General features: G+C 64.8%; 8 protein-coding genes. 7 read left to right on the top strand and 1 reads right to left on the bottom strand.

What is annotated here, in order from left to right; all coding sequences use genetic code 11:
- The 5 genes from ACTHLF_RS19340 to gyrA form a co-directional block, all read left to right on the top strand.
- Positions 1-910: polyribonucleotide nucleotidyltransferase (locus ACTHLF_RS19340; protein WP_440329561.1), on the top strand; the 910-nt coding region annotated here is incomplete at its 5' end.
- A gap of 112 nt (positions 911-1,022) precedes the next feature.
- Positions 1,023-2,018 (top strand): poly(R)-hydroxyalkanoic acid synthase subunit PhaE, encoded by a 996-nt coding sequence (locus ACTHLF_RS19335; protein ID WP_440329559.1) that lies wholly within the window; start codon positions 1,023-1,025, stop codon positions 2,016-2,018.
- Entirely contained in the window at positions 2,015-3,082 is a 1,068-nt protein-coding gene (locus tag ACTHLF_RS19330; protein ID WP_440329558.1) for a class III poly(R)-hydroxyalkanoic acid synthase subunit PhaC, read from the top strand. The genes ACTHLF_RS19335 and ACTHLF_RS19330 overlap by 4 nt, the downstream gene beginning before the upstream one ends.
- Before the next feature lie 145 nt (positions 3,083-3,227).
- On the top strand, positions 3,228-4,241 hold the full coding sequence (mtnA, locus tag ACTHLF_RS19325) for an S-methyl-5-thioribose-1-phosphate isomerase (RefSeq protein WP_440329557.1): 1,014 nt from the start codon (positions 3,228-3,230) through the stop codon (positions 4,239-4,241).
- Between the two features lie 160 nt (positions 4,242-4,401).
- Positions 4,402-7,044 carry a DNA gyrase subunit A gene (gyrA, locus tag ACTHLF_RS19320; RefSeq protein WP_440329556.1) on the top strand — a complete coding sequence of 881 codons (2,643 nt, stop codon included), beginning with the start codon at positions 4,402-4,404 and terminating at the stop codon, positions 7,042-7,044.
- A 150-nt stretch (positions 7,045-7,194) separates the two neighbouring features.
- Here the strand turns inward: gyrA and ACTHLF_RS19315 are convergent, their stop codons facing one another.
- Positions 7,195-7,677, bottom strand: a complete 483-nt coding sequence (locus ACTHLF_RS19315) for a peroxiredoxin (protein ID WP_440329554.1) — start codon at positions 7,675-7,677, stop codon at positions 7,195-7,197.
- Between the two features lie 241 nt (positions 7,678-7,918).
- Between ACTHLF_RS19315 and ACTHLF_RS19310 the strand changes: the two genes are divergently transcribed.
- Both ACTHLF_RS19310 and ACTHLF_RS19305 read left to right on the top strand, forming a co-directional pair.
- Positions 7,919-8,371 carry an Hsp20/alpha crystallin family protein gene (locus tag ACTHLF_RS19310; protein ID WP_440329552.1) on the top strand — a complete coding sequence of 151 codons (453 nt, stop codon included), beginning with the start codon at positions 7,919-7,921 and terminating at the stop codon, positions 8,369-8,371.
- 94 nt (positions 8,372-8,465) lie between these two features.
- A complete protein-coding gene (locus ACTHLF_RS19305) occupies positions 8,466-9,383 on the top strand; it encodes a DnaJ C-terminal domain-containing protein (protein WP_440329551.1) in 918 nt (305 codons plus the stop codon).
- The last annotated feature ends 113 nt before the right edge of the window (positions 9,384-9,496 follow it).

Raw genomic sequence — 9,496 nt, 5'->3', positions numbered from 1 at the left:
TCGCGAAGTCGGCCACGGCCGCCTCGCCAAGCGCGGCGTGCAGGCCGTCAAGCCGACGATCGAAGAGTTCCCGTACGTTGTCCGCGTCGTCTCGGAAATCACCGAGTCGAACGGTTCCTCGTCGATGGCCTCGGTCTGCGGTTCCTCGCTGGCCATGATGGACGCTGGCGTCCCGCTCAAGGCGCCGGTCGCGGGTATCGCGATGGGCCTGGTGAAGGAAGGCAACGACTTCGTCGTGCTCTCCGACATCCTGGGTGACGAAGACCACCTCGGCGACATGGACTTCAAGGTGGCCGGTACCGCCGATGGCGTCTCCGCGCTGCAGATGGACATCAAGGTCGACGGCATCACCGAAGAGATCATGCGCACGGCGCTGGCCCAGGCCAAGCGTGGTCGCCTGCACATCCTCGGCGAGATGGCCAAGGTCATCACCGAAGCCCGTTCGGAGATGAGCGAGTACGCCCCGCGCCTGCTCACCATCAAGATCCACCCGGACAAGATCCGCGAAGTCATCGGCAAGGGCGGCGCCACCATCCGCTCGATCACCGAAGAGACCGGCACCACCATCGACATCACGGACGACGGCAACGTCGTGATCGCCTCGGTCAACCGTGAAGCCGCCGAAGCCGCCCGTAAGCGCATCGAGCAGATCGTCTCCGACGTCGAGCCGGGCCGCATCTACGAAGGCAAGGTCGCGAAGCTGATGGATTTCGGCGCGTTCGTCACCATCATGCCGGGCAAGGACGGCCTCGTGCACGTCTCGCAGATCTCCAGCGAGCGCGTCGAGAAGGTCTCCGACAAGCTGAAGGAAGGCGACATCGTCAAGGTGAAGGTCCTCGAAGTCGATAAGCAGGGCCGTATCCGCCTGTCGATGAAGGCCGTGACCGAAGAAGAAAACGCCGCGGGCTGATCACCGCCCCGGTAACGACAAAAAGCCCGGCCCCGAAAGGTGCCGGGCTTTTTGTGTTGCGCGCTCCCACAACGCTAATGTCGTTGTGCGTTCGGTGCCGTACCATACGCCCATGGCTGATAAACCGAACGATTTCATCGACCAGTACCAGGCTTTCGTGCGCCAGGGCGTCGAATCCTGGGCGCGGCAGTTCGATCCGGGCGCCACGCCGGCCGAGGCGCCTTCCGCCGACATCGTGGGTCGCCTGTTCGCGGGCCTGGGTGGTTACGGCGACTGGATGCGCGCCTTCACCTCGGGTGAGCCGCCAGCCTCGCCGTTCGCCCACGGCACGCCGCCCTTTGGGCAGCCCGGGCCGGGCACTGGTTTCGCTCCATTCGGCTATGGGCCGCCTCCAGGCGCCCAACCAGGCTCGGAGGGCTTCGATGACTGGGCGCGCGTGGCGCGCGAGACCTTGTCGATGCCCGCGCTTGGGCTCACTCGTGAGCAGCAGGAGGAGCAGCAGGCGTTGCTGCTCGCATGGATCGAATACGCCCAGCATTACGCGCGTTACCAGGCACTACTGCAGCGCGTGCAGGAGCGCGCCGGCGAGACGCTGCGCTCGCAGGGCATGCCTGCCGATGCCGATAGCCTGCGTGCCATCTACGACCGCTGGGTGAACTTCTCCGAAGAGAGCTACGCCGATGCAGCGATGTCGGCGGAGTTCCAGGAGGTGTACGCCGCGCTCGTGAATGCGCAGATGCGCCTGAAGGTGCTACAGCAGCGGCAGGTAGAGCGCGTCGCGGCGCAGGTCGGCCTGCCGACACGTCGCGAGGTCGATAGCCTCGGTGAGCGCCTGCAGGCGGTGCGCCGTGAGTTGCGGCAGATGCATGGCCTGAAGGCTGAGGTTGAAGCGCTGCGTTCGGAGATTGCCGCGTTGCGTGGTGCGGGTGGCGATATCGCGGCCAAGGCCGCTCCCACAAAAGCCGCTGATGCCGCCAAGGTCGCTAAGGCTGCCAAAGTCACAAAGGCCACGAAGGCCACTAAGGCCACTAAGGCCACTAAGGCTACGAAGGCTACGAAAGCCAGTCAGTCTGCGAAGGTGACAAAGTCGGGGTCTCGCGCACGATGAGCGCTAACCCGTTTCACATCGATCCCGAGCGCGCCCGCGAGGAAGTCGAGGCGTTCCGCCGCAAGGTGGAGGCGGGGATGCAGACGCTGAAGAACGTCGGCCCCATCGAGCTCGGCACCACCCCGCGCGAAGCGATCTACACCGAAGACAAACTGACGCTCTGGCACTTCAAGGGCACGAAAAAGCCCGCCGCGAAGGTGCCGCTGCTGATCTGCTACGCGCTGGTCAACACGCCGTGGATGGTCGACCTCCAGGAAGATCGCTCGATGGTGCGCAACCTGCTGGAGCAGGGTGAAGACGTGTACCTCATCGATTGGGGTTATCCCGACGGCGCGGATCGGTGGCTCACGCTCGAGGACTATATCGATGGTTACCTCGATCGCTGCGTCGATGTGATTCGCAAGCGCCATGAGCTCGATGCCATCAACCTGCTCGGTATTTGCCAGGGCGGCGTGTTTTCGTTGTGCTACGCCGCGCTGCACGGCGACAAGGTGAAGAACCTGGTCACCATGGTCACGCCCGTCGATTTCCACACGCCCGACAACATGCTTTCGCATTGGGCGCGTAACGTCGATATCGATCTGTTCGTCGATACGATCGGCAATATCCCCGCCGACCTGATGAACTTCGCGTACCTCACGCTGAAACCCTTGCGGCTGAATCAGCAGAAGTATGTCGCGATGGTCGACATCCTCGATAACCCGAAGGAAGTGGAAAACTTCCTGCGGATGGAGAAGTGGATCTTCGATTCCCCGGACCAGGCGGGTGAGACCTTCCGCCAGTTCGCGCGCGATTTCTTCCAGAAGAACCTGTTGATCAAGGGCAAGGCCACGATTGGTGGCCGTACCATCGACCTCGGTACGATCACCCAGCCCGTGCTGAACATCTACGCGGAGCAGGACCACCTGGTGCCGCCTGCCGCATCCATTCCGCTGAAGGACGTAGTGGGTAGCAAGGACTACACCGCGCTCCCGTTCCCCGGCGGCCACATCGGCATCTACGTCTCCGGCCGCGCGCAGAAACTGGTCCCCCCAGCCATCCACGACTGGCTGAAAAGCCGCTAACTCCCCTGTAGGAGCCCACCCTGTGGGCGACATCCGTCGCCTCACCGTCGAGGCCTGTACGCCATCGCGAACGGCGTCGCCCTCAGGGTGGGCTCCTACCGGAGCTGCAACAGCGTTTTGCCGGCGGGGATGCGATAATCCCGGCATGAATCCGACCACCTCCCACGACTCCATTCGCGCCGTCCAGTGGCACGGCGATCGCCTCCGTCTGCTCGACCAGCGCCGTCTGCCGGCGGAGGAGATCTGGTTCGACAGCGTGAACTCCGATGACGTCACCCGGGCCATCCGCGACCTGGCCGTGCGCGGTGCGCCGGCCATCGGCATCGCGGCGGCATGGGGCGTGGTCCTGGCCGCGCAGGGTGGGGAAGATCTCGCGAAAGCCATGGCCACGCTGCGCGCGGCGCGGCCCACGGCAGTGAATCTCATGTGGGCGCTCGATCGCATGAAGGCGCGCATGGACGCGGGCGCCGACGCCGCCGCGCTGGAGGCGGAAGCCCAGGCGATCCAGGAGGAAGACCTCGCCGCCAACCGCCACATGGGTGAGCTCGGCGCCGCGCTGATCGAACCCGGCTCGCAGGTGATGACCCACTGCAACACCGGTTCGCTGGCGACGGCGGGCTACGGTACGGCGCTGGGCGTCATCCGCGCGGGCGTGGAGGCGGGCCGCATCGAGCAGGTCTTCGCTGGCGAAACCCGCCCGTGGCAGCAGGGTGCGCGCCTCACCATGTGGGAGCTCGTGCGCGATGGCATCCCGGCCCGGCTCATCGCCGATTCCGCGGCCTCGCACCTCATGAAGGACGGCAAGGTGAAGTGGGTGATCGTCGGTGCCGACCGCATCGCGGCCAACGGCGACACCGCCAACAAGATCGGTACCTACCAGCTCGCGATCGCCGCGCGCCACCACGGCGTGAAGTTCATGGTGGTCGCACCGTCCACCACGGTGGACATGGCGACGGCAAGTGGCGACGACATCGAGATCGAATTGCGCGACGCCACCGAGCTGCTTTCGGTCGGTGGAACCCGCACGGTGATCGAGGGTGCGGAGGCCTGGAACCCGGTCTTCGACGTCACCCCGGCCGAGCTGATCGATGCCATCGTGACCGAGCGTGGCGTCATCCTGAAGCCGGATGAAGAACAGATGCGGATCATGTTTCCGTAAGCGCCAAAACACCCCTGTAACTCATTGAATTTCCGACTTTTTTAGCTGTCATTTCAACACCCGTTGTGTTATCATCGACGGGTTGAGCCGACCGTGCCGCCTTGAGGGTGATCGCCACGGCCGGCGGGGGCATTCACACGGACACCCAGGAAGCCGATTGATGGCAGAACTCGCCAAAGAAGTCATCCGCGTCAACATCGAAGACGAGATGCGCCAGAGCTATCTCGACTACGCGATGAGCGTCATTGTCGGACGCGCACTGCCCGATGTACGCGATGGCCTGAAGCCCGTGCACCGCCGCGTCCTGTTCGCCATGAACGAACTGGGCAACTCGTGGAACAAGGCATACAAGAAGTCCGCCCGCGTCGTCGGTGACGTCATCGGTAAATACCACCCGCACGGCGATGCGTCGGTTTACGACACCATCGTCCGCATGGCGCAGCCGTTCTCGCTGCGCTACATGCTGGTGGATGGCCAGGGTAACTTCGGTTCGGTCGATGGCGACAACGCCGCGGCCATGCGATACACCGAAGTGCGCATGGCGAAGCTCACCCATGAGCTGCTCGCCGATATCGACAAGGAAACCGTCGACTTCGGGCCGAACTACGACGAAAGCGAAAGCGAGCCGCTGGTCCTCCCGACCCGCGTGCCGAACCTGCTCGTCAACGGTTCCGCGGGCATCGCGGTGGGCATGGCCACCAACATCCCGCCGCACAACATGACCGAGGTCATCAACGCCGTGCTGGCGCTGATCGAAGATCCCTCGCTGGGCGTCGACGACCTGATGACCCATATCCCGGGTCCGGATTTCCCGACCGCGGGCATCATCAACGGCTCGTCCGGCATCGTCGAGGCGTACCGCACCGGTCGCGGCCGCATCCTTGTCCGTGCCCGTACCGACATCGAAACCGAGGCCAACGGCCGCGAGACCATCCTGGTCCACGAGCTGCCGTACCAGGTGAACAAGGCCCGCCTGATCGAAAAGATCGCCGAGCTGGTCAAGGAAAAGAAGATCGAGGGCATCTCGGAGCTGCGCGACGAGTCCGACAAGGACGGCATGCGCGTAGTCATCGAGATCCGCCGCGATGCCATGGCCGATGTCGTGCTGAACAACCTGTTCCAGCAGACCCAGCTGCAGGTCACCTTCGGCATCAACATGGTGGCCCTGCTCGATGGCCAGCCGAAGCTGCTGAACCTCAAGGACATCCTCGAGGCGTTCATCCGCCATCGCCGCGAAGTCGTCACCCGTCGCACCATCTTCGAACTGCGCAAGGCCCGTTCGCGCGCCCATATCCTCGAAGGCCTAACGGTCGCGCTCGCCAACATCGATGAGATGATCGAGCTGATCCGTACTTCGGCGTCTTCGCAGGAAGCGCGTGAGCGCATGGTCGCCCGCAAGTGGGAACCGGGCCTGGTCAAGGCGCTGCTCTCCGCCGCCGGCGCCGAGGCTTCGCGCCCGGAAGACATGGATCCGCGCGATGGCCTGCGTGACGACGGCTACCAGCTGTCCGAAGCCCAGGCCACCGAAATCCTGCAGATGCGTCTGCACCGCCTCACCGGCCTGGAGCAGGACAAGCTCAGCGATGAGTACCGCGAGATCCTCGAGACCATCCGTGGCCTCATCGAGATCCTGGAAAACCCGACCCGCCTGCTGGAAGTCATCCGCGGCGAGCTGGAGCAGATCCGCACGGATTACGGCGACAACCGCCGCACCGAGATCCAGCACTCGCAGGAAGACCTCAACGTCCTCGACCTCATCGCGCCGGAAGACGTGGTGGTCACGCTTTCGCACACGGGTTACGTGAAGCGCCAGGCCGCCAGCCTGTACCGCGCGCAGAAGCGTGGCGGCAAGGGCCGCTCGGCATCCGCGCTGAAGGATGAGGATGTCGTGCAGCAGCTGTGGGTGGTGAACACCCACGACACGCTGCTCACCTTTACCAGCACCGGTCGCGTGTACTGGCTCAAGGTGTACCAGATGCCGGAAGCCGGCCCGGGGGCGCGTGGCAAGCCCATCGTGAACCTGCTGCCGCTGGGCGAGGGCGAGAAGGTCCAGGCCGTCCTGCCGATCCGCGATTACGACCCGAACTGCTACGAGTTCTTCGCCACCCGCAAGGGTACGGTGAAGAAGACCCCGCTCACCGAGTTCGCGTTCCAGCTGCAGAAGGGCAAGGCCGCGATCAACCTGGAAGAGGGCGATGCGCTGGTCGACGTGGCCATGACCAACGGCGAAAGCGACGTGCTGCTGTTCGCATCGAACGGTAAGGTCGTGCGCTTCGACGAGAACAAGGTGCGCTCCATGGGCCGTACCGCGACCGGCGTGCGTGGCATGCTGCTCGCCGACGACGCCACGGTGGTCTCGCTCATCGTCGCCCACGGCGATGGCGACATCCTCACCGCCACGGCACGTGGCTTCGGCAAGCGCACCGTGCTCGAAGAGTTCCCGAAGAAGGGCCGCGGCACGCAGGGTGTCATTGGCATCCAATGCTCCGAGCGTAACGGCAACCTCGTTGCCGCCACGCAGGTCACCGAGACCCAGCAGCTCATGCTGATTTCGGACCAGGGCACGCTCGTGCGCACCCGCGTGTCGGAAGTCGCCCAGGTCGGCCGCAACACCCAGGGTGTCACCCTGATCAAGCTGCCGAAGGAAGAGACGCTCATCGGCGTCGTCCGCCTGGAAGCCGAGGAGGAATCCGAGGTGGAAGGCGAGGGCGACCTGCCGGGCGCCGGCGAAACCCCGAACGGTGAAGCCGCGGCCGACATGCCGCCGGTGGAATCCGGGCCGGTCGACGGCGACAGCGAGTAAAACGAAAAACCCGCCGAAAGGCGGGTTTTTTTCGCTCTCGTAGGAGCCCACCCTGTGGGCGACATCTTTCGCCTCGCCGCCACAGGCCCTGTGCGTCATCGCGAACGGCGTCGCTCACAGGGTGAGCTCCTACGACGGGACCGCGGGCATTTAGCGATCGATTGCCTCGAGCATCGCCTCAGCCGCCGACACCTTGAACTCGCCCGGCGCCTCGACGTTCAGCACCTTCACCACGCCATCCTCCAGGTACATGGCGAAGCGCTTGGCGCGGATGCCCATGCCGTTCTTCGTGCCATCGAGCTCCAGGCCCAGTGCCTTGGTGAACGCGGCATTGCCGTCGGCCAGCAGGTGCAGGTTGGCGGGGATGCCACGCTCCTTGCCCCATGCATCCATCACGAACGCGTCGTTTACCGACACGCAGAACACCTTCACGCCGCGCTGGTCAAAGTCGTCGATGTGCTGGATGTAGCCTGGCAGGTGCTTGTTGGAGCAGGTGGGCGTGAAGGCACCCGGCACGGCGAAGAGCACAACCTTGCCGGTGCCCATGAGGTCGAGCGTCGAGGCGGTCTGGATGCCGTCCTGGAAGTACGTGACGGTGGATTCGGGGATCTTGTCGCCGACAGCGATGGTCATGGGGCCTGCCTCGTGGTGGGAATTGCCCGAGTGTAATGGCACCGGCATGCCTCGTAGGAGCCCACCCTGTGGGCGACGCCGTTCGCTAGCGCCACAGGGCCTCGGCGCTGCTGCGAAAGATGTCGCCCACAGGGTGGGCTCCTACGCGGGCGCCTCATAGCCCCCTTGAATCGCTCGTCAGCGAACCTATCTTTGTTTCCAGACGGCCGCGGGGCCGAAAAACCTTTTTGGAGTCAGACAGATGAACCAGGTTCGTCATGTAGCGTTTCGTCGTGCGCCGGTGTTTGGAAATGAACTGCGCCATGTGTTCGATCACTTCTTCGCGGGCGAGGCCGCCGCTCCGGTAGCCGCCGGCGAGAACGCCTGGGCGCCGCGCGTCGATATCCGTGAAGAGGCCGGCCGGTTCCTGATCCTGGCCGACATCCCGGGCGTTGCGCTGGACAGCATCGAGATCCAGATGGACAAGAACGTTCTGTCGCTCAAGGGCGAGCGCAAGGCCTACGCTAGCGAGACCGAAGGCAAGTACGCCCGCGTCGAGCGCGTGGCGGGTGCCTTCAAGCGCAGCTTCACGCTGCCGGAAAGCGCCGATGCCGAGGGCATTACCGCTTCCGGTGCGAATGGCGTGCTGGAAATCAGCATTCCGAAGAAGGCGGAAAGCGCGCCGCGTCGCATTACGGTCAACGCCGCGGGCTGATTCGGTCTAAGCTTGGCTATCTGGCCCGCGGTGGATTGGACCACCGCGGGCCTTTTCCATTTCATATTTCGACACAAGCCCGGCGGGAGAGCCTGTGGAGTTCAAGGATTATTACGAGATTCTTGGGGTAAAACCCGAAGCGACCGACGCCGAGATCAAGGCGGCGTATCGCAAGCTGGCGCGCAAGTACCACCCGGACAAGAACAAGGAAGCGGGTGCGGAAGAGAAGTTCAAGGCCGTCAATGAGGCCAACGAGGCACTGAAGGATCCCGAGAAGCGCCGCCAGTACGACCAGTTCCGCGCCGGCGGTTATCGCCAGGGCGAGCAGTTCCGGCCGCCGCCGGGCTGGGGCCAGGGCGGTGGTGGCTTCGATTTCGGCGACATGGGCGGCGGAGCCGGCCGTGGCGATTTCAGCGATTTCTTCGAAAGCCTGTTCGGCGGTGGCGGTGCCCGGGGCCGGTCACAGCAGGCGCAGGCGCGCCGCGGGCGCGATATCAACGCAAAGATCGATACCGACCTGCAGACTGCCTACAACGGTGGCAAGACCCGCGTGGTGCTGAACGATTCGTCGGGCGGCGAGCGCGTGCTCGAGGTGAAGATCCCGGCCGGGATCAGCAGCGGCCAGACCATCCGTCTTGGCGGGCAGGGTCATCCGGGTAGCGGTGGCGGCCCGTCGGGCGACCTGCTGCTGGAGATCAACATCCGTGACGACGCCCGGTTCCGCCTCGATGGCCGCACCGTGACGCATACGTTGCCGATTTCGCCGTGGGAAGCCGCGCTGGGCGCCACGGTGGCCGTGCCCACGCTGGGCGGGGCGGTGGACCTGCGCATCCCAGCGGGCTCGCAGTCGGGCCGCAAGTTGCGCCTCAAGGGGCGCGGCCTGCCGGGCAGCGAGCCGGGCGACCAGATCGTGGTGCTGGAAATCCGCGTTCCGGTCCCGGAAACGCATGAAGAACAAGCGGCTTATGCGGAATTCAAAGACGCTTTCAAGGATTTCGACCCGCGCCGCTGAGGCCTTTCGCGGGTCTGGACCGCCAAAAAACATTGTGGGAGCGGGGGGGGGGGGGGGGGGGGGGGGGGGGGAGACAGAGCCCCCCCCCGCCCCGCCGCCCCGGGGGGTTGTGG

It is taken from the genome of Luteibacter sp. (assembly GCF_051958795.1).
GTDB lineage: Bacteria > Pseudomonadota > Gammaproteobacteria > Xanthomonadales > Rhodanobacteraceae > Luteibacter.
This window is presented reverse-complemented; position numbering and strand designations above follow the sequence as displayed.